We start from the raw sequence: 25,289 nt of genomic DNA, 5'->3' as shown, positions 1-25,289 counted from the left end.
ACTACTCAAAAAATCCTGCGTTATATACACAAATTACTCAATTTTTTACAAACGGTTCATCGTTGTTTTAAGGCAAAAACGCGTTCATAATATACAATAGTTAACATAAAAGATATATAATTCAATTATTATGGTGATAGGAAGTAAAATTATAAAGGAGAGGTGAAGTATGACAGAAACAAATAAATCTTCAAGAGGTGAACTTAAAGAGAATATTAAGTTTTCCATAATAATCCCTGCACATAATGAAGAAAAATACATTGGAAAATGTTTGGATTCAATTACTGAGGCATCAAAAGCATTTACAAATCAGACAGAAGTTATAGTTGTAGTAAATCGTTGTACTGACAAAACTGAGGAAATAGCACAGTCTTATAATTGTATTACATTAAAAAATAACGATAAAAACTTATCTAAAATCCGAAATGCGGGTGCTGAAATAGCGAGAGGTGAAATAATCATCACTATAGATGCTGATACCCAGATGACAGAGAATATGTTATCTAATGTAGATAAGCACTTAGCTTCAGGAAAATACATTGGCGGTGGGGTAAACGGGAAGTTTGAACGAGTTTCTTTAGGAATCATCGTATCTGCAATATTAATAATAGTCCCACTGCTCTTTAAGTATGGACCCATATCTGTAGGGATTTTCTGGTGCTATAAAAAAGACTTTATGGCAATCAAGGGATTTAATGAAAGAATGCTTATGGCGGAAGATGCGGATTTTGCTAAACGATTAAAAGAATGGGGCAAGAAGAATAATAAAAAGTACGGTACAATTAAAAATGGCATGATTACTTCATGCAGAAGATTTGATGCATATGGAGACTGGGCTTTACTCAAACAACCGCAAATAATTTTAGCCTATCTAAAGGGAAATGATCGAAAATATGCGGATAAAACATATTATGATAACCAAGAAAGATAGCTATGAGGCTTCGGTAGCAAAAAAACATGGAATGCATTAGTGAAATAAGATGAAAAATTCAATAATGCAATTTAACAAAACTAAAAATAATACGAGTCCTATAGATTTTTATATTTAGGTTAGGGGCTCGATCTCTTTAGAGTTTAGAGGAAACACAAATTAGACATGTCTAATTTGTGTTTCCTTTTTTATTTTTATCCAATTAAAGCATCCGTCTATTTCAGTAAGAAAAATTTAAAAGGACATATATCACCCGAATAGGGCGAAATAATTTTGAGGTAAATTTATGTTAACCCCTAAAAAACAATTGAATTCAAGCGGTGTATTAATCACCAAATGCAAATGTTAAAGCTGTCTCGCAAACAATTTTTCCATCAACTGTAGCTATTCCTTTTCCTTTCCCAATAGGACCTATTACACGAGTAATTTCAACTTCGAGACGTAGTTGATCTCCTGGCTTTACTTGCCGTTTAAATCGACATTTATCTATACCAGCTAAAAGACCTAGTCGTCCTTGATTTCCTTCTTTCGTGAGCATAACAACTGCACTTACTTGAGCTAATGCCTCTACAATTAATACTCCTGGCATAACCGGATAATTAGGAAAATGCCCATTGAAAAACTCTTCATTTGCAGTCACATTTTTAATGCCAACTGCTCTTTTTCCCTCTTCTAATTCTAAAACTCTATCTACTAAAAGAAATGGATAGCGATGCTTAATAATATCTTTAATTCTTTGAGTATCAAACAATACTTAATCCTCCATTACCATAAATTAAATTCCACTTTATTTTAACACCTAGTCTTATAAGTAGGTAATATTATTTTCTTTGACGAATCTACATTTACATTATGTGCAAAAAGTAAAAGCTAATAAATTCGGATAGATTTTTTATTTCTGTACAACTTTGATTTAATAATATTGTTATAGGTTTTGTTGAAAAGGAGAATAGAAGATGTAGTTTATATCTGATTTTCAAGAATATGACGAGCGTTGGTTAAGATGCAGGGTGCTTTCTAAATGATATTCTTCTATTGTATAAATTCTCATCACTCTCTCTATTTAATTATGTTTCAGTAGAAAAAATGTTAACAAATGAAGTAACGGTGACGTTAGGGAATTTTGATATGAATTATTCTTTTGGGACTATTGTGGAGGCTATTTGCTTAATAAGAATTTTATATAAACTGTATTCAAAACGACTGTAGACAATTTTGCTCGTATCTTAGGGAAATAGACTGCATAAGCTATTGGTCAAAGGTGATTTTTATTGAACTTGATCAAAATAAAAAAGGGGATGTATATGCAGAGAAAGCTTTCCTTATTATTGAAAGTAGTCATGCTAATGCTTAGCGTATTACTATTTGGCAATACGATTGACGCTGGTACTCAGGATGTATCCCAACTCAGAGATGACGTTGAAACCATTATAAAGGAAAAGTTGGACGGGGCAGAGGTGAGTATTTCTGTACGCCAGAAGGATTCTGGGCAGATGCTGTATTCATACAAAGGGAGTAAAGAGATTAAACCGGCGTCGAATATGAAGTTGTTGACATCTGCGGCGGCATTAGATGTGCTTGGCAACGACTATCGTTTTAAAACACAGTTATATACGAATGGTAAAATTGTGAATGGGCTTTTAAAGGGTGACTTGTACATAAGAGGAGAGGGTGACCCGACATTATCTAAAGAGGATTTGGAGCAGTTTGCAAAGACATTAAAGTCTAAAGGTGTGCAAACGGTGGATGGTCATTTAATAGGGGATGATACTTGGTTTGATGATGATTTACTAACGCCGGGAATTGAATGGGATGATGAGCCCTATTATTATGCCGCTCCGATTACAGCGCTAACGACTGCACCTAATACAGATTACGATACAGGAACAGTTATTGTGGATGTTGCGATAAAAGAAGGTGCTAAAGTTCCTACCATTAAAGTTACGCCATATATCGGGAATATGAAACTTATCAATAAGGTGAAAACGGTAGACGCAAATGAAAAGAACACATTAGAAATTACGCGACACTACAAGTCCAACCAAATTGTTATTAGTGGAAATTTACCAATAGGTCAAACAGAGCGAGAATGGATCACTGTAGAGCACCCGACATTATACACATTATCTTTGTTTCAAAAAGTTTTAAAGGATGCAGGTATTAAATTTAATAGTGAGCATGTGATTAAGTTATCCAAGACGCCTAAAATAGCTACTTTACTTGCGGGAAAAAAATCGATACCGCTTAAAGAAATCATGATTCCATATATGAAGCTGAGTAATAATGGGATTGCAGATATTTTAGTGAAAACAATGGGGCGAGTGGAGAAGAGTGAAGGTAGTACGAAAGCAGGGTTACAAGTCGTAAGAAAATATGGTGAATTATTGAAACTAAATATTCGGGCATGGACCTTTGAAGATGGCTCCGGCATGTCCCACAAGAATAGTGTATCGAGTAATGAATTTACGCAATTACTTTACAAAGTGCAAAAAGAAAAAACTTGGTATAAAACGTTTTACACTAGTTTACCAGTAGCGGCAAATTCTGAACGTATGATTGGTGGCTCGTTACGTAATCGCTTTAAGGATCCAGTAACAGCTGGAAAGGTATTTGCAAAAACAGGTGGCTTAAATGATGTCAATACATTAAGTGGTTATGTCCAAGCAGATAGCGGAAAGTGGTACATTTTCAGCATCCTTGTACAAAATAAATCAGACACCATTCCTGCCATTGATGATATTGTAACGGTCATTGCAAAAGAATTATAGGTAGAAAATAGCACCACCTAGTTGACGTATCAAATCAACTAGGTGGTATTTTTATGGTTTTACTACTAATGAAAAGTGTATGTGCATAGAGTATGTTTGAGGTGGTTATATGAAAAAAAATGAAGAAAATAAAATGAATAAAAAGGAACAACAGCTACAACAGTTCATACGTGAAAATGAGGGGGAAATTTTAACTTCAAATGAAGGGGTTAAAATTTCTGATGATGAGAATTCATTAAATGCAGGCGACCGTGGTCCAACGTTAATTGAAGATTTTATATTCAGAGAAAAAATGGCTCATTTTGACCGAGAACGTATTCCTGAAAGAGTTGTGCATGCCCGTGGATATGGGGCGTATGGTGAATTTGAATTGTATGCTTCACAAAAAGAATTAACAATGGCAAATTTCCTTCAAAACCCTGCTGTCAAAACCCCGTTATTTATTCGCTTTTCACAGGTAGCGGGTTCTAAAGGAGTAAATGAAACGAATCGAGATGTTCGTGGATTTGCGATTAAATTTTATACCGAAGAAGGTAACTTTGATTTAGTAGGAAATAATATTCCGGTGTTTTTCATCCAAGATAGCATTAAGTTTCCTGATTTGATCCATGCTGTTAAACCTGAGCCTAATAATGAAATTCCACAAGGACAAACAGCGCATGATACATTTTGGGATTTCATAGCAAACAACCAGGAGTCTGCGCATATGGCCATGTGGATCATGTCTGACCGTACAATTCCTAGAAGCTTCCGAATGATGCAAGGCTTTGGTGTAAATACATTCCGTTTAGTTAATGAACAGGGTAAATCAAGGTTTGTAAAATTTCATATAAAGCCAGTACTCGGTTTACGATCTCTTATTTGGGATGAGGCACAGAAAATAGGTGGTGCTGATTCGGATTATCATAGAAGGGATTTATGGACGAATATTGAAAAAGGCAACTATGCAGAATATGAACTCGGTATACAGGTACTAGAAGAGGAAGATGAATTTAAGTACGACTTTGATATATTAGATGCAACGAAAATATGGCCTGAAGAAGATATACCGGTTAAAATAATTGGCAAAATCACATTAAATCGCAATGTTGACAATGTATTCGCGGAAACGGAGCAAGTCGCACTTCACCCTGGAAATATTGTGCGTGGTATTGATTTTTCAAATGATCCCCTATTACAAGGGCGTCTGTTTTCTTATTCGGATACACAGTTCTATCGTGTAGGAACGAATCATCAGGAATTACCTATTAACCGTCCGATATGTCCGTTTCATAATAATCAAAGGGATGGTGCTGCGCGATATATCATTGATAAAGATCGAATAGCTTATCATAAAAACTCTCTTGCAGAAAATACACCGTATACTGTTCCGGGTTCAAAAGGTGGATTTGTCACCTATCCTTCTTTCGTCGAAGGGAGAAAGGTGAGGGCAACTGCTAAAAGTTTTGAAGATCATTTTTCACAGGCAAGAATGTTTTGGAATAGCATGTCACCTATAGAAAAAGATCATATTATGCATGCTTTTAGCTTTGAATTAGGCAAGGTGCAAAGTGTCTCTGTGCGTCAACAAGTCGTTAATATGTTAGCTAGAATTAGTACAGAATTGGCGACATATGTGGCTAAAGCTATAGGTGCTATTGTTCCGAATGTACAGGAGTCTCAAGTGACAAAATCATCACCGGCCTTAAGTCTATTTAACACTAAAGTTTTTCCAAATACTTTAAAAGTAGGTGTAATTCTTGAAACCGGGTTTAATGGTAGAGAGACTTCCTATTTCTTAGAGCAATGGAAACAAGCAGGACTTCAACCTGTTATTATTCATGATGAATTAGGTGTAGTAAGAGGTACTGACGGGGTTGAATTGAAAGTGGATGATAGCTTTTTAACTGGATCACCGCTTTTGTATGATGGACTGTATATTGGGGCAGGGCAAGATGTAAGTGACAATTTCCTGTGGAAAACGAAGTCGTATGTGATAGAAACATATAATCATTTCAAACCGATTGGCGCTTCAAAGTTGGCTGCACCAATCTTACAATCAATTGGTATTTTAGGGAAGCCAGGCGTTTTAGTCGAACAGAATCCAACAACGTTTGCGAATCAATTTATAGAAGCGATGACGATACACCGTTTCTGGCAACGTGCCTGATAATAATCGAATAATTTAGCGGAATAATCCAGGAAATCCTTAACTTAAGGGTGTCCTGGATTTTTATTTATGAGAAATAAACAAAATAACTAGGCATTTGTCACTCACGTATAAAAATCGCATACAATACTTTGAAACAAATTCTTTTGGGAAAAGGGGCTCTTAGTCAATGGCAAATTCGGATATGGATTTTACTAAGCCGGATGTGGAATTTTTCTTTGATATAAATAAAAACCGACTATTTACGCGAAACAATGAAAATTTTATTAATAGTTTAGGGAGAAATAATTTAAATACGCTAGGCAATGTGTCACTCTTTGATATTTTTCTAAGTAAAGACCGGATTATTGAGCCACATTATCACCAAAATGCTTCAGAATTGGTTTACTGCATTTCAGGATCTGCAGTGGTTTCTTTAATAAATCCTTTTACTAATAAAGTCTCACATATACCGATTACTCCTGGGCAAGTCGCCAATATTCCTCAAGGTTGGTGGCATTGGGAGATAGGTACTAAAGAAAATACGCATTTACTTGCTATATTTGATGCCCCTTATCCGGAATCTATATTAGGATCAGACCTCCTTACAAAAACACCGATTGAAGTGCTTGCATATGCTTATTGTTTAGATCTTAATCAATTGAAAAAAACGCTAGCTCCTTTAAATAACGAAACAATACTTATTGGGCCGACAGATAATTGCGGGGCACAACCTGAAAATATCAACATAGAACAACCTAGTGACCCTATGAGTAATTATCACCCTTATTATAATGCGGTACAGAATCCTTATTATTACGGGGGAGGACATTGATTATTCTCTGCTTGCTTTTGCTACTAAAAATCAAAAAAACGCTCCTAAAAATAGTTAATAATGAAAAACATTTGGCACGAAATTAAAACAACAAGGCTATTAAATAGTAGTCTTGTTGTTTTTTTGTAACTAAAGTAATCTGTAAATACAGGTGTGTTCATTAACCAATTTAAACCATTACTATTAAAGTGGTAGGGTGATATCCGCTACGGGATAGCACCGATCCGTGCAGGGTCTCGGTTCGCTTGCATTTCCCGCAGGAGTCGAGCACCCTCCGCTACAATCAATTAAAACAGGTAGTTACATACGTTAATATTGAACATAAAAAAAACTATTTTAATGGTAAATGACAACCTAATATTACCCTAATTAACACACCTGCTGTAAATATTTACTGAATTATTATTATCAAAAATATAAAAAGGCCACTCGCAATGAGTAGCCTTATCCATTTGCAATGTCTATAAAATTAACTAGCTGAAGGTATCGTGACAATCTAAATGAAAAGACGCCACCCAAAGGATGACGGCTTAGTTTTTTATTTAAATAGATTAATTGTCGTAATTACGATTGGTATAGCAAAGACGTCAATTAAGAATGCACCAACAATCGGTACGATTAAGAATGCTTTACGTGATGGACCATAACGGTTTACAACTGCGGACATATTTGCCATCGCATTTGGTGTTGCCCCGAGTCCATGTCCTGCAAAACCTGCAACCATAACAGCTGCGTCGTAGTTTTTTCCAAGTATACGGAATAATACGAAGATCCCAAACACCACGATAAATAGTACTTGGACAAAGACAATTGCAAATAACGGTAAAGCCAAATCTGCAATTTCCCATAATTTAATGCTCATTAATGCCATTGATAGGAAGATACCCAAAGTCACGTCACCGATTAAGTCGATACTCTTCATATGAATAGAATTTGGATTCACTTTGTCTAAAACATTACGTACAATGACAGCAGTGAACATCGCTCCGACATATCCTGGAAGGACAAATCCTGTTGCTTCTGAGAACAGTGTCCCTAAGTAAGTGCCGACAGCCATACAGAATGTAATGATAAATACTTGGAATAAGAAAGATTCAGATGTAATTGGAGAGTCATTCTCCTCATAGCTTGCAACTTCCGCGTCTTCTGAAGGTTTTAAATCATGTTTAGTGATTAAATATTTTACAATCGGGCCGCCTATAAGTCCACCAGCTACAAGCCCACATGTTGCCGCTGCTGCTCCAATAGTCATTGCAGAGGAAATACCTAAACCTTCTAATGTTTCACCAAATGCCGCCGCTGAACCGTGTCCACCTTCCATCGACACAGCACCCGCCATCATACCAATCAAGGGATGAAGGCCAAATAACGAAGCCAGTGAAACACCAATTATATTTTGCATAAGTGCTAAAAATCCACAAGCTATCCAGTAGATAACTAGTAATTTACCGCCGAGTTTTATTAATTTAAAACTAGCGCCTAAACCAATTGTCGTGAAAAAAGTAATCATAAATAGACTTTGTAGAGAAGTATCTAATACGATTTCTAATGTGTCTGTTGCTTTTAAAATAGTGGCAAGTGCAGCGAATATTAAGCCTCCAACAACAGGTGCTGGAATACAAAAACGCTTTAAAATGCCAAACTTTTTAATGAAAAAATTGCCTAATGTTAATAGTGCAACCGCTATAAAGACAGTTGTAATTTGATTAAACTCTAACATCTATGATTCCCCTTATGAAAAGATACTATTGCTTCGTTGACGAAATAAGCGCCTAGTTTTGTTGTTCTGCCGTCTTCGTCTAACGATGGATTTACTTCACAAATATCAAATGATACTGTCTTTTCTTGACTTGTCACAAACTGAATAATGGAACGTACAATTTGGGGTGATAATCCGAATGGAGATGGAGCGCTTACACCAGGAGCAAATGCGGCATTCAATACGTCGGTGCAAAGAGTCAACAAAACTGCATCATGGTTGTTGATAAATTCTTTTAATTGTTTCAAATAAAGTTGGGATGTGTCACCAAGTAGTACATCTTCATAAATATATTCGACACCCAGTTCATCAGCTTTTTCGAACAATTCCAATGTATTACCGTAGCGCTGAATACCAATTACGAAATAGTCAGTCTCGGAATCTTGTTCTAAAATTTGACGGAACATTGTACCTGAAGATGGCTCAACTTCATACGAGCGTAAATCAAAATGCGCATCGATATTCACAATACCAAGCTTTTTATCCGCTCCAATTGATTCTCTTACTCCTAAATAATGACCATATAATGTTTCATGGCCTCCTCCTAGAACGATACAAGTGGATTTATTATCTAAGATTTTCGAAACAGCTTTACTTAGTTCAATTTGAGCTTCCTCAAGATTCGTTCCTTGACAAGCTATATTCCCAGCATCTAGTAAACGATTGTCCACAGGTAGTACCCACGGTAAACTTGATAAGGAATTTCTTATAGCGTTTGGAGCACTTACTGCTCCGAGACGACCTTTATTTCTTCTGACACCTTCTTCGCATTCAAAACCTATAATGGTAGAACTAGGTGTATTGCTTTGTGCGATATTTTGGATGTTAATCGGTTCGACGACTTGATGATATCGAAAACTCACTCTGTTCGTCGGATGATCTATACGTCCTTGCCATTGTTCTTTATTTATCATTGTGTACATATATTCCACCTCAATGTTTTGAATTATGAAAATTGACCATTTGTTCATTATATATTTCATTATTTATAATTCCTAATATATAATTATTATAAAACGATAGTTAATAGCTATAAATAGTGAGGGTTATAAAGATGGATTTAAAACGATTAAATTATTTTGTGACAATTGTTAACTGCAAAAGTTATTCAAAAGCAGCGGAAAAACTGCATATCTCGCAACCTTCGCTTAGTAATGCGGTGAAGAAATTAGAGCAGGAAATCGGGGCACCGCTACTAGAAAGAAGTACACGGAAATTTGTCCTAACTGATGCTGGTGAACTGTTGTATTTGAGAGCCTCTGACATGCTATCCCAGATGAAAATTATGAACAAAGAGATGGAAGAAGTGATTGTAGAAGGCAAAGGTGTAATTGTACTTGGTATTATTGAATCGATTAAGACTTGGTTGCCAAGCATAATTTACTCATATAAACAGCGCTACCCTGTAATGGTATTTAAGCTTTTTGATGTGTTAGGAGCAGAGCATGTCATTAGATCACTAAAAAGTTATTCATCACATGCGATTATTACGAATCAGCTAATTTATGATGAGGATATCGTGTCGATTCCGCTATATACGGAGCGGCTTGTCGCAGTGCTACCATATGATCATCCGTTGTCACAAAAAGAGTTGTTGCATTTAGATGATTTGGAACAGGAAACTTTTATTATTAGTACGGATGGGTTTCAAACGAGGGCTGATGTTATTAATGCCTTCAAAACAGATAATTTGCAATTGAAGATTCATTTTGAAATTGAGCGCTTTGAGACAGCGCTATCTTTAGTGCGGGAAAATCTAGGGATTACAATTGTTTCTGAGAACTATGTTAATGGGGCGGTGGATAAGAGGATTATTCAAAGACCGATTGATCACCCAATGCTTGAGCGAACTGTTTATCTTGCCTATATGAAAAATCGCCATCTGCCTATTGCGATGCAACAATTCATACAAGCAGTTGAACAAAATTTCTAGACTGTAAAATATTATTAATAATTATGCTGGTAGAGTCTGGATGTAGCTATTATGTTTACTAAGAGCACTAGAAGTTAATAATAGTATAAAATAGCATGATTTTGATTTTTACTACGATAGATATATCGAGTTTCTACCTATAAAAAATATAAGAAAAATCTCTTGGGAATCACAATACTTTTTTATCATATATTACGTTCCCTATGTTCATTTACTATGAAATAAATTTTGACGTTGAAAAAGAAAATGTTTTTGTGAAAAAGCAACATATGATAAAATGGAGTGGGAGAGTGAGCATACTTGCGAAAAAAACGACGCAATATTCAAAAACAAGACAATGTCATCGTATTTCCCGGTACTATAGAAAAGCTAATTGCGGATGGGCATCATTTTGCAGAGCATTATCAATATGATTTAGCTGTGCAAGCTCTAAGTGAAGCTTTACAGTATACAGAAGGCGATGAAAGTACGCTCAGTGTATATGCTTTCTCCTTATATGAAACGCGAGACTTTGAAAAAGCGAAAGAGGCATGCGAGAAATTACTCGCTGTCGGACCTAATAAATACATAGAAGCGATGGAGCTATATCTTACTGTCTGTATGGAACTGAAAGAGTTCAATCAGGTGGAAGAATTGATCAAATCGTTACTTGAAGAACAGGTGATTCCTGAGGAGTCAATTCCTAAATTTATTCGCTTGCAAGAATTAAATGCCCGCATTGCGGAAAATATCATTCAGTCTAGTGAACCGGATGTTGAGGTGAAGATTGATGATGCTCAGTTTCAAAAGGATCACTTTTTCTCCCTATCGTATATGAGACAATTTCAATTGTTGCAAACTGTTCGTCAAGTGAATGTTCGTCATATAGAACAGGAGATTATAGCAATCATTGAAGATGAGCGAGTGCATCCTTTATTACAAAGTGAAGCGCTACTACTGCTAGTCAATCAACAGGTTAATACGACAGTCACAGTGACAAAATTCAATGTGCAACTTACTGTGAATCCTGCTGAACTAATGGCACCAAATGCCTTGCCGGTTACACATCAAGTTATGGATCTTGTCGAGGACGAGCTACAGCAGGAGCCATCAGCACTAGATATGGTACAGTATTTAATCACTAGGCATATTGCTGTGACTTATCCGTTTGAATGGTTTGATTATGATGCGCGGGAAATAGCGGATGGCTACACTGATTTTGTGCATGCAATGTTTGGTGAAGTGAAGGAAACCGACTACGACTTAATGGACTTTTTCCAAAAGTTGGAGCAACTTTCTGAACTACCTGACATATGAAATAAGTTGAAAGTATAGCTATCTATGATATACTAAAATGGTTGTCAAAATCGTAAAAACGAATCAATTGTCTAACATTTGAAATTATTTTTGGAGGTATTATAAATGTCAGTAAAATGGGAAAAACAAGAAGGTAATACTGGATTATTAACAGTGGAAGTATCTGCTGAAAAAGTTAACGAAGCTTTAGATCAAGCTTTCAAAAAAGTAGTAAAACAAATTAACGTACCAGGCTTCCGTAAAGGTAAAATGCCTCGTCAAATGTTCGAACAACGCTTTGGTGCTGAGTCTTTATACCAAGATGCATTAGAAATCTTAGTAAACTCAAACTATCCATTAGCGCTTGATGAAACTGGAGTAGAACCAGTTGATCAACCAGAAATCGACTTCGAAACGATTGCTAAAAACGAAGCGTTCACATTCACTGCTAAAGTAACTGTTCGCCCAGAAGTAACTCTTGGTGATTACAAAGGTTTAGAAGTAACTAAACAAGAAACTTCTGTAACTGATGAAGAAATCGAAGTTCAATTACAAGAGCAACAACAACGTTTAGCTGAACTAGTTGTTAAAGAAGATGAAGCAATCGTTACTGGCGATACTGCTGTAATCGATTTCGAAGGTTTCGTTGATGGCGAAGCATTCGAAGGCGGAAAAGGCGAAAACTACTCACTTGAAATCGGTTCTGGTTCATTTATCCCAGGATTTGAAGAACAATTAGTAGGTGCAAAAACTGGCGAAGCGAAAGAAGTTGAAGTAACTTTCCCAGAAGAATACCATGCTACTGAATTAGCTAACAAACAAGCTACTTTCAAAGTAACTATTAACGAAGTTAAAGGTAAAGAACTTCCTGAGCTAAACGATGATCTTGCAAAAGAAATCGACAGCGAAGTTGAAGGTTTAGAAGCTCTACGTACTAAACTTAAAGAAAAAACTGCAGCTGAGAAAGTAACAGCTTCAGAAACAGCTCTACGTGACGAACTTGTTGAAAAAGCAGCTGGAAATGCAACAATGGATATTCCGGAAGCTATGATCAACACTGAAATTGATCGTATGATGCAAGAATTCACTCAACGCCTTCAAATGCAAGGTATGAATCTTGAACTTTACTTCCAATTCTCAGGTCAAGATGAAGCAGCACTTCGTGGACAAATGAAAGCTGATGCTGAAAGCCGCGTTCGTGTATCATTAGTACTTGAAGCAATCGCTGAAGCTGAAAAAATCGAAGTAACTGAAGAAGATTTAGCAGCTGAGTTAGAAAAAATGTCTGCTCAATTTGGTATGGACGTTGAACAAATTCAAACTGCTTTAGGTGGTACTCATGTTCTAGAACACGATATCAAAATCCAAAAAACAGTTGAATTCATAGCTAACAACGCAAAAATTACTGAATAATATATAGCAACATGAAGTGATAGGACAAGGTGCGTGATTTTTAGCGTACCTTGTTTTATCACATACATAATAAGCACTTTGTGATACATAAAGAGAATTACGAAGCGACATGAAATAAGGTATTCGAAATCATTATATTTGATAATGTCAACGGAATCTTGTAACATTGTTGCTTGAATAGGGGTGAAATAATTGTTCAAATTTAATGATGAAAAAGGCAATTTAAAATGCTCATTCTGTGGCAAACCACAAGAACAAGTTCGTAAACTAGTTGCAGGACCAGGTGTATATATTTGTGATGAATGTATCGAGTTGTGTTCTGAAATTGTAGTTGAAGAACTAGGCACAGAAGAAGAAGTAGAACTAAAAGATATTCCGAAACCAAAAGAAATCCTTGCGATTTTGGATGATTATGTCATCGGTCAAGAGCGTGCAAAAAAAGCCCTTTCTGTTGCAGTATATAATCACTATAAACGTGTTAACTCAAACAGTGTAATTGACGATGTAGAACTTTCAAAATCAAATATTGTGTTAATCGGACCAACTGGTAGTGGTAAAACGTTACTAGCCCAAACATTAGCGCGTATTATTGATGTACCATTTGCTATTGCAGATGCAACATCTTTAACTGAAGCAGGATATGTTGGTGAGGATGTTGAGAATATTCTTCTTAAACTGATCCAGTCTGCAGATTACGACATTGAACGTGCTGAAAAAGGGATCATCTATATTGATGAAATCGATAAAGTAGCACGTAAATCAGAAAATCCATCGATTACACGTGATGTATCTGGTGAAGGTGTTCAACAAGCTCTTCTTAAAATCTTAGAAGGTACTGTTGCAAGCGTCCCTCCTCAAGGTGGACGTAAACACCCACATCAAGAGTTTATCCAAATCGATACAACGAATATTCTATTCATCGTTGGTGGTGCATTCGACGGAATTGAGTCAATCATTAAACGTCGTTTAGGCCAAAAAATAATTGGCTTCGGTTCAAACGATAAGAAAAATGAACCAGAAGATAATAACTTGATGAAACATTTAATTCCAGAGGACTTATTAAAATTTGGTTTAATTCCTGAATTTATTGGTCGTCTACCTGTTTTGGCGAGCCTTGAGCAGCTTGATGCTGATACGCTTGTTCAAATTTTAACTGAGCCTAAAAACGCGCTTTCTAAGCAATATCAAAAAATGATGGCACTTGATGATGTTGAACTCGATTTCGATCAAGATGCATTATTGGAAATTGCAAAAGAAGCAATCGAACGCAAAACAGGCGCTCGTGGATTACGCTCAATTATCGAAAATATTATGTTAGATGTTATGTTTGAATTACCTTCTCGTGATGATATTGCAAAATGTATCATTACAAAAGAAACGATTACAGAGAAGGCTCGTCCAAAACTTCTTCTTGAAGATGGAACTGAGTTAGAAACAGACAACGAGAAAACATCTGCTTAATCCCTGATTGAAAAGCTGGCTTCGATTAAGTGCCAATTAGCACTGCTCGAATGCCGGCTTTTTTTAAATGAAAATTCAGTTCATAAGGCTCATAAAAGTGCAAAGTTGAAATGGTAATCATTTCTTTACTTAAGAATGTTTGATTTGCGGGTAAATCGGACAAAATCTAATGGAGGTGATCACCCGTATGACTGAAGTGAAAAAGACGAAAAATATCCCATTATTACCTTTAAGAGGTTTACTCGTTTATCCCACAATGGTGTTACATATCGATGTAGGTCGTGAGCGTTCTGTTGCAGCTCTTGAGCAAGCAATGTTGGATGATAATCTTGTCTTTTTAGTGACGCAAAAAGAAATGAACATTGAAAATCCAACGTCAGACGATTTATACACAATCGGTACAGTCGCATATGTAAAACAAATGCTGAAGTTACCAAATGGCACAATCCGTGTATTAGTTGAAGGTTTAAATCGTGCGAAAGTAAATGATTACCGTGACGATGAAAAGTATGCAGTTGTGGATATTGAAAACTTTGATGACGCAAAAAGTGTTGATGTTGAAACAGAAGCATTAATGCGTACACTGCTTACTTATTTCGAAAAATACTCAAAAGCATCGAGCAAAATTACAACTGAAACTTATGATACAGTTGCTGATATTGAAGAGCCAGGACGCTTTGCGGATATGGTTGCTTCTTATTTGCCGTTGAAGATCAACGGTAAACAAGAAATTCTTGAAATCACTGACGTAAAAGAACGATTAGAAATTTTAATCCAGCGTTTACATGATGAGCAAGAAGTATTAAATCTTGAGAAAAAGATTAGCTCAAAAGTAAAACGTGCGATGGAAAAAGCTCAAAAGGAATTTTATTTACGTGAACAGATGAAGGCTATTCAAACGGAGCTTGGTGATCGTGAAGGCAAAACAGGTGAAGTGGCTGAGCTGAAAAAGAAAATTCAAGAATCGGGCATGCCTGATTCTACTTTAGAAGTTGCATTTAAAGAATTGGATCGTTATGAAAAATTGCCTGCAGCTGCAGCTGAAAGTGGAGTTATTCGTACTTATATTGATTGGCTCATTGCTGTACCATGGCAAGAAAAGACGGAAGATAGACATGATGTGAAAATGGCTGGAAAAGTTTTAAATCGTGATCATGAAGGTTTGGATAAAGTGAAAGAGCGTATCCTTGAATACTTATCAGTACGCCAACTGAAACAGTCACTACGTGGTCCGATTTTATGTTTGGCAGGACCTCCTGGAGTAGGTAAAACATCTTTAGCTAAATCAATTGCAGAAGCATTAAATCGTAATTTCGTCCGTATTTCACTTGGTGGTGTACGTGATGAATCGGAAATTCGTGGTCATCGTAGAACATATGTAGGTGCAATGCCAGGACGTATTATTCAGGGAATGAAAAAGGCAGGTACAGTGAATCCGGTATTTTTACTTGATGAAATTGATAAAATGTCGAATGATTTCCGTGGTGATCCTTCAGCTGCTATGCTTGAAGTGTTAGATCCAGAGCAAAATAATACATTTAGCGATCACTATATTGAAGAAACGTATGATTTATCAAATGTATTATTCGTTGCGACCGCAAATGATTTAAGTGCGATTCCTGGACCTTTGCTTGACCGTATGGAAATCATTTCAATTGCAGGATATACAGAGCTAGAAAAAAATGAAATTACGAAAAAACATTTGATTCCGAAACAATTAAAAGAGCATGGTTTAACGAAAACGCAATTGCAAATTCGTGACGATGCGATTATCGACTTAATTCGCTATTATACTCGTGAAGCAGGCGTTCGTGGCTTAGAACGCCAAGTTGCAACACTATGCCGTAAAGCAGCAATGCAAATTGTTGCAGGCGATAAGAAACGCGTTGTAATGGCTGCAAAAAACCTAGAAGATATTTTAGGGAAACATCGCTTCCATTATGGACAAGCTGAAACGGAAAACCAAATAGGTGTAGCGACTGGACTAGCGTATACAACTGTTGGCGGTGATACATTACAAATCGAAGTGTCTTTAACTCCAGGTAAAGGGAAATTGCAGTTAACTGGGAAACTTGGTGATGTAATGAAGGAATCAGCGCAAACTGCGTTATCTTATGTTCGTTCGAAATCAGAAGATCTGAATATTGATGCGGAATTCTTCGATAAGCACGATATCCATATTCACGTGCCAGAAGGTGCAGTGCCAAAGGATGGCCCATCAGCAGGTATTACGATGGTGACAGCTATTACATCTGCCATTACGAAACGTCCAATTCGTCGAGAAGTAGGAATGACAGGTGAAGTGACACTACGAGGGCGAGTGTTACCAATTGGTGGTTTGAAAGAGAAGACGTTAGGGGCGCATCGTGCAGGCTTAACGACAATTATTTTACCGAAAGACAATGAACGCGATCTTGATGATATACCAGAGAGTGTTCGTGAACAGCTTTCATTTAAGATAGTGTCAAACGCGGATGAAGTACTGAAAATAGCGTTAGACGGAGGAGAAGTATGAAAGTTCACAATGTAGAAATGGTCATTAGTGCAGTACGACCAGCACAATATCCAGAGGATGGTCTGCCAGAGTTCGCTTTGGCAGGACGATCCAATGTAGGGAAGTCATCTTTTATCAATCGTATGATTGGACGTAAAAGCATGGCCCGTATTTCATCAAAACCAGGGAAAACGCAAACGCTAAACTTTTATAAAATTGAAGAGCAGCTATTTTTTGTGGATGTTCCAGGTTATGGTTATGCAAAGGTTTCGAAATCTGAGCGTGAAGCTTGGGGCAAAATGATTGAACAATATTTTACAAGTCGCCCAATTTTAAAGGCAGTTGTGTTAATTGTAGATATTCGTCATAAGCCAACAGTTGATGACTGTATGATGTATGATTTTTTAAAGCATTATAATATTCCCGTTATCGTTGTTGCAACGAAAGCAGATAAAATTGTAAAAGGTAAATGGGATAAGCATAAAAAAGTCGTAAAAGACGTTTTAGATATGGACCCAAGTGATCCGCTTATTTTATTTTCATCTGAAAAAAGCATGGGTATGGACATTGCTTGGGCAGAGATTGAAAAAAGAATGTAAGAGTCTCATAGAAAGGGTACAAGGGTTAGATTCTTGTGCTCTTTTGTTATGTAAAGAATAGTTATGCGATTGTAGGGAAATTACTATTTAGAGCAAGGAGGTTGTCGTTCGACATTTTTTTTGATACACTTACATTATAATTATTATAAATAAGACGCATTATCCTATTTGCATTTCATATGCTGTTCACAATTAGAACTAGTAGTGAGTAACATTTATGCTATAATAGGAATCGTTGAATTAGATGAACGTGAGAGGTGTATAATTTCATGCATGCCATTGTAGTAGGCTTGAATTATAAGACAGCTCCAGTAGAAATTCGTGAGAAATTCTCTTTTATTGAAAGTGAATTGTCGAATGCTATGAGAGCTCTTCAAAGTCAAAAAAGCATATTAGAAAACGTAATCGTATCTACTTGTAACCGTACAGAAGTGTATGCTGTTGTCGATCAATTGCATACGGGACGACACTATATAAAACAATTCTTAGCTGACTGGTTCAAAGTGCCTGTTGAAACTTTTTCAGCACATTTGTACATTCGTGAAGACGAACAGTCAATGGAGCATTTATTCCGTGTGACTGCTGGAATTGATTCTATGGTACTTGGTGAGACACAAATCCTTGGACAAGTGCGTACAAGCTTCCTAAACAGTCAAGAAATCGGTGCAACAGGTACGGTGTATAATAAGTTATTTAAGCAAGCGATTACATTTGCAAAACGTGCGCATGGTGAAACAGCTATCGGCGAAAATGCAGTGTCTGTTTCTTATGCAGCCGTAGAGCTAGCGAAGAAAATCTTTGGCTCACTAAAACAAAAGCATGTCGCTATTTTAGGCGCAGGTAAGATGGGTGAGCTAGCGATCCAAAATTTGTATGGTAGCGGTGTAGGCAAGGTAACTGTCATTAACCGTACATTCGAAAAAGCGGAATTACTTGCTTCTAAATTTGAAGGTACAGCAAAATCAATGAAAGAGTTACAATGTACATTACTTGAAGCTGATATTTTAATCAGTTCAACTGGTGCGACTGAATATGTGATTGATTTTGAATTAATGCAATTTGTAGAACGTTTAAGAAAAGGAAAACCTTTATTTATGGTAGATATCGCCGTACCTCGTGACTTAGATCCACGCATTGGAGATTTACCAAATGTCTTCCTTTATGATATCGATGATTTGCAGGGCATTGTTGAGGCGAACTTAGCTGAACGTGAACGCGCTGCTAAGCAAATTACGTCAATGATTGATACAGAAATTGTCGAATTTCAAGATTGGTTATCAACGCTTGGTGTTGTTCCTGTAATTGCTGCGCTTCGTAAAAAAGCGGCAACAATTCAAGAAGAAACAATGCTAAGTATTGAAAATAAAATGCCTGATTTAACAGATAGGGAAAGAAAAGTATTAAGTAAACATACGAAATCCATCATTAACCAATTATTAAAAGAACCAATATTGCAAGCGAAGGAAATGGCTAGTTCAGCGAAAGCAAAAGAACAATTACAGCTATTCCAACAAATTTTCGGAATTGAAGATGCTGTACAAGATGAAGTAAAACAGCACCAATTAGAAGAAAAAAACCGTATGCAAAAAATAGCAGAAGAAGACCAATCTTCTAGTCCTGGATTATCATTTTAATGAACATTTCTAGGAGGCGTTTTCGTATCTGTATGGTAAACTAATAGATGCGAAAACGTCTTTTTTTCGAGCGAAAGTCAAAGATAAAGGAGTAAGTTTATGGCTGATTTGACGATGGCAAGGCTCCATGAAGCGATGGTCGTCTTATATGCAATCAGTCTTGTATTCTATTTTATAGATTATTTAAATAAGGATGCAAAAGCTCACCGAGTTGCATTTTGGCTACTTTCCATCGTATGGATGTTACAATCAGTATTTTTAGTACTGTACATAGTGGAAACACATCGTTTCCCTATATTATCGTTGTTTGAAGGAATTTATTTTTATGCATGGTTATTAATCACGATATCAATTCTTTTACATTGTGTATATCGTGTAGATTTACCTGTATTCTTTATCAACGTAATAGGATTTATCTTTATGACGATCCATACATTTGCACCAACGCAAATTGCACAATCACCAGTAGGAGAAGCTTTAAGCTCGGAGCTTTTATTTATCCATATCACATTTGCAATACTTTCGTATGTGGCTTTTTCACTATCGTTTGTTTTTTCGACATTATATTTGATTTTATATAATGTATTAAAGAAAAAGAAATGGACAAAGCAGTGGACGAGACTACCATCATTACAGCAAACTGAGAGTGGAATGACAGCTTCTCTATTAACGGGTATTCCGTTATTATTAATAAGTTTAATTTTAGGCTTACAATGGGCATATTTAATATTAGATAACCTATCTGTATTTGACGTAAAAATTATTGGCTCATTTATTTCATTGTTAGTATATTGTTTCATCATATATGGAAATCGAAAAGGGAAATTACATACGACTAGTTATGCATGGGCTCATGTGTATGCGTTTTTATTCGTAATTATCAATTTCTTCCTCGGAAGTAAGTTGTCTAATTTCCATCTTTGGTATTAAAGGGAAGGTTGGTTTATTGTGAGAAAAATAGTAGTAGGTTCAAGAAGAAGTAAGCTCGCTTTAACGCAAACAAATTGGTTTATCAATCAATTAAAACAAGTGGGTGTACCATTTGAATTTGAAGTAAAAGAAATCGTTACAAAAGGTGACCAAATTTTAGATGTCCAACTTTCTAAAGTAGGCGGTAAAGGGCTATTTGTAAAAGAAATCGAGCAAGCACTTTTCGATAAAGAAATCGATTTCGCCGTTCACAGTATGAAAGATATGCCTGCAGTTCTTCCAGAAGGGCTTGTTATTGGCTGTATCCCACCACGTGAAGACGCACGTGATGCATTCATCTCAAAAGGGCATGTGAAATTTGCCGATCTACCAAAAGGTGCTGTAGTCGGAACAAGTAGTTTACGCCGTAGTGCACAATTATTAGTGCAACGTCCAGATATCGAGATTAAATGGATTCGAGGGAACGTGGATACACGCTTAGCGAAACTTGAAACAGACGAATACGATGCAATCATTTTAGCAGCAGCAGGACTTAATCGTCTTGGTTGGAGCGAAGATGTTGTAACGGAATATTTATCTGCTGAAATGTGCGTCCCAGCTGTTGGACAAGGTTGTTTAGGTATTGAGTGTCGCGGTGAAGATACTGAATTATTAATAGAACTTGCAAAACTAACAGACAAAGCAACTTGGGAAGAAGCACATGCAGAGCGCGCCTATCTTGCGGCAATGGATGGCGGTTGCCAAGTGCCAATCGCAGGTTATGCAAAATATGACGGAAAACAAATAGAGTTAACTGGTTTAGTAGCAGCTCCAGATGCCTCTGTTATTTATAAAGAAACAGTGACAATGGAAGATGCTAAAGTAGTTGGTGAAGAAGTTGCTCGTATTTTAACTAAGCAAGGAGCCTTTGATTTAATTCAAAAAGTAAAGGCTGAGCAAGATGCTAACTGATTTACCTCTTAGCGGAGACAAAATCGTATTAACAGGCACGCATATTACAGCATCAGTGAAGAAGCAAATTGAACAACTAGGCGGTCAGGCTATACACCTACCGCTTATTACTGTTCATGAAATAGAAAACGACATGGACCGTGAACAGCTAGAGAAAAGTCAGCAGTACGATTGGTTGATTTTCACTAGTCAAAATGCGGTCCTTGCCTTTACACATAAAATACAGCGTTTTCATTTTCAAGCTTCAGATTGGTCTTGTAAAGTAGCTGCTGTTGGAACGAAAACAGCTGAAGTACTTGAAGCAATCGGCTTTGACATTGATTTTATGCCAACAATCTTTAGTGCAGATGTATTTGTTCAAGAGTTCCCAGCCGTTGCAGGGGATCGTGTAACCTGCCAGTTCTTTAAAGGTTCAATGGCAAAGGATACGATTGTCAAAGGCTTATCTTGTCATGTTGATGAATGGACCGTCTATGAAACGGTTCAAACGATGGAGCATACGGCAGAGCTTCTAACACTATTAAAAGAATCAACGAATGTAAGTGTTGCTTTTGCAAGCCCCTCTGCAGTGGACGTTTTTGCTAAGCATATTGCAAAGACGATAGGCTGGCAATCATTTTTGGTCCTAGCAATAGGTCATATAACGGAACAAGCACTGTTACAAGTGGGTGCTAAAGCTGATGTAATGCCAACAACTTATACAATGAAAGCGTTGATTCAAGAATTAGCGAATAGAAAGGAACATCTAAAATGAAAGAAATCACATTTAAAAGACATAGACGTTTACGCCAATCCGCTACTATGCGTTCAATGGTAAAAGAGACATATTTGCATAAAGAAGATTTTATCTACCCAATTTTCGTTATGGATGGCGAAAATATTAAAAATGAAGTATCTTCAATGCCAGGTGTTTTCCAATTTTCAATTGACCGTTTAGGCGAAGAAATGGATGAGGTAGTATCACTAGGTATTCCTTCAGTTATTCTTTTTGGCCTACCAGCTGAAAAAGACGAAGTAGGTTCTCAAGCATTCCATAATCATGGTATTGTCCAAGAAGCTATACGTTTTGTGAAAAAGAATTATCCGGAAATCGTTGTTATTGCGGACACTTGCTTATGTGAATTTACTTCTCATGGGCACTGTGGAGTTGTTAATGACAAAGAACAAATTTTAAATGATCCTTCACTAGATTTATTAGCAAAAACAGCAGTATCACAAGCAGAAGCAGGTGCAGATATTATTGCACCGTCGAATATGATGGACGGTTTCGTCGCGGCTATTCGCAAAGGTTTAGATAATGCTGGATTTGAAGATGTTCCAATTATGTCCTATGCAGTAAAATACGCTTCAGCATACTATGGCCCGTTCCGTGATGCTGCTGACGGTGCACCGAAATTTGGTGACCGTAAAACGTATCAAATGGATCCTGCAAACCGTATAGAAGCAATGCGTGAAGCAACTTCAGATGTAGAAGCAGGTGCAGATTTCTTAATCGTAAAACCAGCATTAGCCTATTTAGATATCGTACGGGATGTACGTAATAACTACGACTTACCGGTTGTCGCTTACAATGTAAGTGGTGAATATGCGATGGTCAAAGCAGCATCTATAAATGGCTGGATTGATGAAAAACAAACTGTTCTAGAAACACTTCTTGGTATGAAACGCGCGGGTGCAGATTTAATCATCACTTATCACGCGAAAGACGCAGTTCGTTGGATGGAGGGTAAATAATGACACGTTCATATGAAAAATCAAAACAAGCTTTTAAAGAAGCTGTAAATTTAATGCCTGGTGGCGTAAATAGCCCCGTTCGTGCATTTAAAGCAGTAGACATGGATCCAATCTTTATGGCTAGCGGTAAAGGCGCTATTATTACCGATATCGATGGTAATGATTATATTGACTATGTACTATCATGGGGTCCACTAATTATTGGTCACACACATCCTGATGTTGTAGCTGCTATTCAAAAAGTAGCTGAAACAGGTACGAGCTTTGGTGCTTCTTCATTAGTAGAAAATGAATTGGCAAAAGTTGTGATTGACCGCGTACCTTCAATTGAAATGATCCGTATGGTATCTTCAGGTACAGAAGCAACGATGAGTGCAATCCGTGCTGCACGTGGTTTCACAGGACGCGACAAAATTTTAAAATTCGAAGGAAGCTACCATGGACATGGTGATAGCTTACTTATTAAAGCTGGTTCAGGTGTAGCAACGCTAGGTTTACCAGACAGCCCCGGTGTGCCAATGGGAATCGCTCAAAATACATTAACTGTTCATTATAACGATTTAGAAGCTGCTAAACTTGTCTTCGAAAAATTCGGAGAAGAGATCGCTGCTGTAATTGTTGAACCAGTTTGCGGTAATATGGGCGTTGTTCCTCCACTACCTGGCTTCCTAGAAGGATTACGTGAATTAACAACAAACGCTGGCTCATTACTAATCTTTGATGAAGTTATGACTGGTTTCCGCGTTGGTTATACTAGTGCACAAGGACATTTTGGTGTAACACCAGATCTAACTTGTCTAGGTAAAGTAATCGGTGGTGGTTTGCCAGTAGGTGCTTTTGGTGGTAAACGTGAAATTATGGAGAAAATTGCTCCAGCAGGTCCAATCTATCAAGCAGGTACATTATCAGGTAACCCACTTGCAATGTCTGCAGGTTTAGCGACAATTAGTCATTTAAAACCTGAAACATATGATTACTTTACAAAATTAGGAGACCAATTAGAAGCAGGTTTCCGCGAAGCTGCAGAAACGTATAACATTCCTCACACAGTAAATCGAGCGGGCTCAATGATTGGTTACTTCTTAACAAATGAAAATGTTATTAACTTTGAAACAGCGAAAACATCTGACTTGCAATTATTTGCTGAATACTATGGTTTAATGGCGAATGAAGGTATCTTCTTACCTCCTTCACAATTTGAAGGCGTGTTCATTTCTACTGAACATACTGAAGAGCACATTGCAAAAACTGTTCAAGCCTTCCAAAAAGTATTTAAACAACTTGCTCGCTAATTAAAATATATGAAAAAGACCTTCTCAACGATGAGAAGGTCTTTTTTAGTGCATTTTAGGACTTGAATATTTAGATAAATAACAAAGGAGGGTAGTTGCGCAACAAAGGGTCTTATTTACGCAACAAACAACTGACTTAGCGCAACAAAGGGTCTTATTTGCGCAACAAATAACCGATGTAGCACAACAATTCTCCTTATTAGTACAACAACCCCTTCTACATCCATCCCGCAATGCATAATCACAATGTCACCTAGCATATAATCTATTAGAATATGAAGGAGGGCAAGCTATGCAACATATTTCCTGGGAAATCGCAGAGGGGTTTAATTTCCCCGAAAGTTTCGGTAAACCACAAGAAGCGTCAAATGTAAAAATCACACCTCGCTGGACACAGGAGGAGTCAGGTGAATCTGTTTTCTTAACCGGTATCTATCATATTTCCGCAAATGTAGCATTTGCAAAAGGAGAAGAACCACATCATGGCACTTCAACTTGGACTACAATTGAAGACTTAGATATGCAAGGTGAGTCAGGCTATTTTGAATATGCAGTGCCACTACATGTGAATTTACCAAAAGAACGAGTGAATAGTGATGTACCCGTACAATTAAAAGTAGACAAAATTGCGACTACATTCCAAGGTGATGGTAGTTGTCACTTTAACTGGCAAGCAACATGCCACTATGATGAACCACAAGTAGCTGTTGCCGAAGTAATAATTGAAAATTCTCCGTCACCAGTTGTTCAGGAAGTAATAGAGGAACCACAATCAGATGTATTTTTATGGGATTTAGAAGATACGTATACGATTAAATCATATGCACTAAAGGAAATCCGTAAATAGTAAATACCACAGTAACACTAAGAACATGAGCAAAATAATATCCCATGTCGTGGGAATAATAATCACGCGGATGCATTGAAAGCAGCAAATAGGGATGATTATATGCCGGCAGTAAAAACGTGTTCTTCGTAGCCAAGGTGGCAGGCAATAAGGGTTATATCTTCGACGTGACATGAAATTCAAACCTCCTTTCTAAAAAACTTGAAAATGCATTCGGTTTTCGATACAATTAGGTCATCTTAATATAGATGCATAGATAGGGAAGAGTAGAATGCATGGTGTTTGCCAAAGAGAGGAAACGTTTG

At 36.9% G+C, this 25,289-nt stretch carries 20 protein-coding genes and 1 other annotated feature (1 of these 21 cut by a window edge); of the genes, 17 read left to right on the top strand and 3 right to left on the bottom strand.

The annotated features are described in order from the left end of the window. Positions 1 to 169: 169 nt before the first annotated feature. Positions 170 to 931: a glycosyltransferase gene (locus JFL43_RS01030; protein ID WP_200747563.1), complete on the top strand. Its 762-nt coding sequence runs from the start codon at positions 170 to 172 to the stop codon at positions 929 to 931. Positions 932 to 1,256: 325 nt separating this feature from the next. On the opposite strand, the gene fabZ is transcribed toward JFL43_RS01030, so the two are convergent. Continuing rightward, positions 1,257 to 1,682 carry a 3-hydroxyacyl-ACP dehydratase FabZ gene (fabZ, locus tag JFL43_RS01025; RefSeq protein WP_200747562.1) on the bottom strand — a complete coding sequence of 142 codons (426 nt, stop codon included), beginning with the start codon at positions 1,680 to 1,682 and terminating at the stop codon, positions 1,257 to 1,259. Between the two features lie 553 nt (positions 1,683 to 2,235). Here fabZ and dacB point away from each other — a divergent pair. The 3 genes from dacB (at position 2,236) to JFL43_RS01010 (ending at position 6,662) form a co-directional block, all read left to right on the top strand. After that, the gene (gene dacB / locus JFL43_RS01020; protein ID WP_200747561.1) at positions 2,236 to 3,699 is read left to right on the top strand and encodes a D-alanyl-D-alanine carboxypeptidase/D-alanyl-D-alanine endopeptidase; all 1,464 of its coding nucleotides are present in this window, start codon (positions 2,236 to 2,238) and stop codon (positions 3,697 to 3,699) included. Positions 3,700 to 3,808: 109 nt separating this feature from the next. Beyond that, positions 3,809 to 5,848 (top strand): catalase, encoded by a 2,040-nt coding sequence (locus JFL43_RS01015; protein ID WP_200747560.1) that lies wholly within the window; start codon positions 3,809 to 3,811, stop codon positions 5,846 to 5,848. Between the two features lie 169 nt (positions 5,849 to 6,017). Beyond that, complete coding sequence (locus JFL43_RS01010; protein WP_200747559.1) at positions 6,018 to 6,662, top strand: cupin domain-containing protein; 645 nt, start codon at positions 6,018 to 6,020, stop codon at positions 6,660 to 6,662. Positions 6,663 to 7,200: 538 nt separating this feature from the next. Here JFL43_RS01010 and gltS read toward each other — a convergent pair. Further along, positions 7,201 to 8,382 (bottom strand): sodium/glutamate symporter, encoded by a 1,182-nt coding sequence (gene gltS, locus JFL43_RS01005; protein ID WP_200747558.1) that lies wholly within the window; start codon positions 8,380 to 8,382, stop codon positions 7,201 to 7,203. Continuing rightward, on the bottom strand, positions 8,376 to 9,344 hold the full coding sequence (hutG, locus tag JFL43_RS01000; RefSeq protein WP_200747557.1) for a formimidoylglutamase: 969 nt from the start codon (positions 9,342 to 9,344) through the stop codon (positions 8,376 to 8,378). Before hutG ends, gltS begins: the two co-directional genes overlap by 7 nt. A gap of 131 nt (positions 9,345 to 9,475) precedes the next feature. Here hutG and JFL43_RS00995 point away from each other — a divergent pair, with 131 nt between their 5' ends. The 13 genes from JFL43_RS00995 to JFL43_RS00935 all read left to right on the top strand — a co-directional run bounded on the left by JFL43_RS00995 (position 9,476) and on the right by JFL43_RS00935 (position 24,984). Then, on the top strand, positions 9,476 to 10,354 hold the full coding sequence (locus tag JFL43_RS00995) for a LysR family transcriptional regulator (protein ID WP_200747556.1): 879 nt from the start codon (positions 9,476 to 9,478) through the stop codon (positions 10,352 to 10,354). 300 nt (positions 10,355 to 10,654) lie between these two features. After that, a complete protein-coding gene (locus JFL43_RS00990; protein ID WP_200747555.1) occupies positions 10,655 to 11,650 on the top strand; it encodes a tetratricopeptide repeat protein in 996 nt (331 codons plus the stop codon). Between the two features lie 105 nt (positions 11,651 to 11,755). Then, entirely contained in the window at positions 11,756 to 13,042 is a 1,287-nt protein-coding gene (gene tig, locus JFL43_RS00985) for a trigger factor (RefSeq protein WP_200747554.1), read from the top strand. Between the two features lie 192 nt (positions 13,043 to 13,234). Further along, the gene (clpX, locus tag JFL43_RS00980; RefSeq protein WP_100794416.1) at positions 13,235 to 14,503 is read left to right on the top strand and encodes an ATP-dependent protease ATP-binding subunit ClpX; all 1,269 of its coding nucleotides are present in this window, start codon (positions 13,235 to 13,237) and stop codon (positions 14,501 to 14,503) included. Positions 14,504 to 14,690: 187 nt separating this feature from the next. Next, the gene (gene lon, locus JFL43_RS00975) at positions 14,691 to 17,018 is read left to right on the top strand and encodes an endopeptidase La (protein ID WP_200747553.1); all 2,328 of its coding nucleotides are present in this window, start codon (positions 14,691 to 14,693) and stop codon (positions 17,016 to 17,018) included. Then, the gene (yihA, locus tag JFL43_RS00970; protein WP_100794414.1) at positions 17,015 to 17,596 is read left to right on the top strand and encodes a ribosome biogenesis GTP-binding protein YihA/YsxC; all 582 of its coding nucleotides are present in this window, start codon (positions 17,015 to 17,017) and stop codon (positions 17,594 to 17,596) included. The genes lon and yihA overlap by 4 nt, the downstream gene beginning before the upstream one ends. A gap of 269 nt (positions 17,597 to 17,865) precedes the next feature. Next, a complete protein-coding gene (hemA, locus tag JFL43_RS00965) occupies positions 17,866 to 19,230 on the top strand; it encodes a glutamyl-tRNA reductase (RefSeq protein WP_100794413.1) in 1,365 nt (454 codons plus the stop codon). Positions 19,231 to 19,329: 99 nt separating this feature from the next. Beyond that, positions 19,330 to 20,160, top strand: a complete 831-nt coding sequence (gene ccsA / locus JFL43_RS00960) for a cytochrome c biogenesis protein CcsA (protein WP_200747552.1) — start codon at positions 19,330 to 19,332, stop codon at positions 20,158 to 20,160. A gap of 18 nt (positions 20,161 to 20,178) precedes the next feature. Beyond that, positions 20,179 to 21,111, top strand: coding sequence for a hydroxymethylbilane synthase (gene hemC / locus JFL43_RS00955; RefSeq protein WP_200747551.1), 933 nt, complete (start codon positions 20,179 to 20,181; stop codon positions 21,109 to 21,111). Then, entirely contained in the window at positions 21,101 to 21,865 is a 765-nt protein-coding gene (locus tag JFL43_RS00950) for a uroporphyrinogen-III synthase (protein ID WP_200747550.1), read from the top strand. Before hemC ends, JFL43_RS00950 begins: the two co-directional genes overlap by 11 nt. Then, positions 21,862 to 22,845 (top strand): porphobilinogen synthase, encoded by a 984-nt coding sequence (hemB, locus tag JFL43_RS00945; RefSeq protein ID WP_200747549.1) that lies wholly within the window; start codon positions 21,862 to 21,864, stop codon positions 22,843 to 22,845. The genes JFL43_RS00950 and hemB overlap by 4 nt, the downstream gene beginning before the upstream one ends. Further along, the gene (gene hemL, locus JFL43_RS00940; RefSeq protein ID WP_100794408.1) at positions 22,845 to 24,137 is read left to right on the top strand and encodes a glutamate-1-semialdehyde 2,1-aminomutase; all 1,293 of its coding nucleotides are present in this window, start codon (positions 22,845 to 22,847) and stop codon (positions 24,135 to 24,137) included. Before hemB ends, hemL begins: the two co-directional genes overlap by 1 nt. Positions 24,138 to 24,429: 292 nt before the next feature. Beyond that, a complete protein-coding gene (locus JFL43_RS00935) occupies positions 24,430 to 24,984 on the top strand; it encodes a hypothetical protein (protein WP_100794407.1) in 555 nt (184 codons plus the stop codon). Positions 24,985 to 25,228: 244 nt separating this feature from the next. Then, positions 25,229 to 25,289, top strand: a binding site (T-box leader) (it continues 167 nt past the right edge of the window).

The organism is Viridibacillus soli, from assembly GCF_016612995.1.
In the GTDB taxonomy this organism is placed as follows: domain Bacteria; phylum Bacillota; class Bacilli; order Bacillales_A; family Planococcaceae; genus Viridibacillus; species Viridibacillus soli.
The sequence above is the reverse complement of the archived record's forward strand: the minus strand, read 5'-3'. Positions and strand labels throughout refer to the sequence as shown.

Bases quoted from the DNA above. Each gene is read 5' to 3' on its own strand.
- JFL43_RS00950 (WP_200747550.1), top strand. From the start codon at position 21,101: ATGCTAACTGATTTACCTCTTAGCGGAGACAAAATCGTATTAACAGGC.
- yihA (WP_100794414.1), top strand. From the start codon at position 17,015: ATGAAAGTTCACAATGTAGAAATGGTCATTAGTGCAGTACGACCAGCA.
- hemB (WP_200747549.1), top strand. From the start codon at position 21,862: ATGAAAGAAATCACATTTAAAAGACATAGACGTTTACGCCAATCCGCT.
- JFL43_RS01010 (WP_200747559.1), top strand. From the start codon at position 6,018: ATGGCAAATTCGGATATGGATTTTACTAAGCCGGATGTGGAATTTTTC.
- ccsA (WP_200747552.1), top strand. From the start codon at position 19,330: ATGGCTGATTTGACGATGGCAAGGCTCCATGAAGCGATGGTCGTCTTA.
- hemL (WP_100794408.1), top strand. From the start codon at position 22,845: ATGACACGTTCATATGAAAAATCAAAACAAGCTTTTAAAGAAGCTGTA.
- hemA (WP_100794413.1), top strand. From the start codon at position 17,866: ATGCATGCCATTGTAGTAGGCTTGAATTATAAGACAGCTCCAGTAGAA.
- JFL43_RS00935 (WP_100794407.1), top strand. From the start codon at position 24,430: ATGCAACATATTTCCTGGGAAATCGCAGAGGGGTTTAATTTCCCCGAA.
- gltS (WP_200747558.1), bottom strand. From the start codon at position 8,382: ATGTTAGAGTTTAATCAAATTACAACTGTCTTTATAGCGGTTGCACTA.
- JFL43_RS01030 (WP_200747563.1), top strand. From the start codon at position 170: ATGACAGAAACAAATAAATCTTCAAGAGGTGAACTTAAAGAGAATATT.
- lon (WP_200747553.1), top strand. From the start codon at position 14,691: ATGACTGAAGTGAAAAAGACGAAAAATATCCCATTATTACCTTTAAGA.
- tig (WP_200747554.1), top strand. From the start codon at position 11,756: ATGTCAGTAAAATGGGAAAAACAAGAAGGTAATACTGGATTATTAACA.
- JFL43_RS00995 (WP_200747556.1), top strand. From the start codon at position 9,476: ATGGATTTAAAACGATTAAATTATTTTGTGACAATTGTTAACTGCAAA.
- JFL43_RS01015 (WP_200747560.1), top strand. From the start codon at position 3,809: ATGAAAAAAAATGAAGAAAATAAAATGAATAAAAAGGAACAACAGCTA.
- hutG (WP_200747557.1), bottom strand. From the start codon at position 9,344: ATGTACACAATGATAAATAAAGAACAATGGCAAGGACGTATAGATCAT.
- dacB (WP_200747561.1), top strand. From the start codon at position 2,236: ATGCAGAGAAAGCTTTCCTTATTATTGAAAGTAGTCATGCTAATGCTT.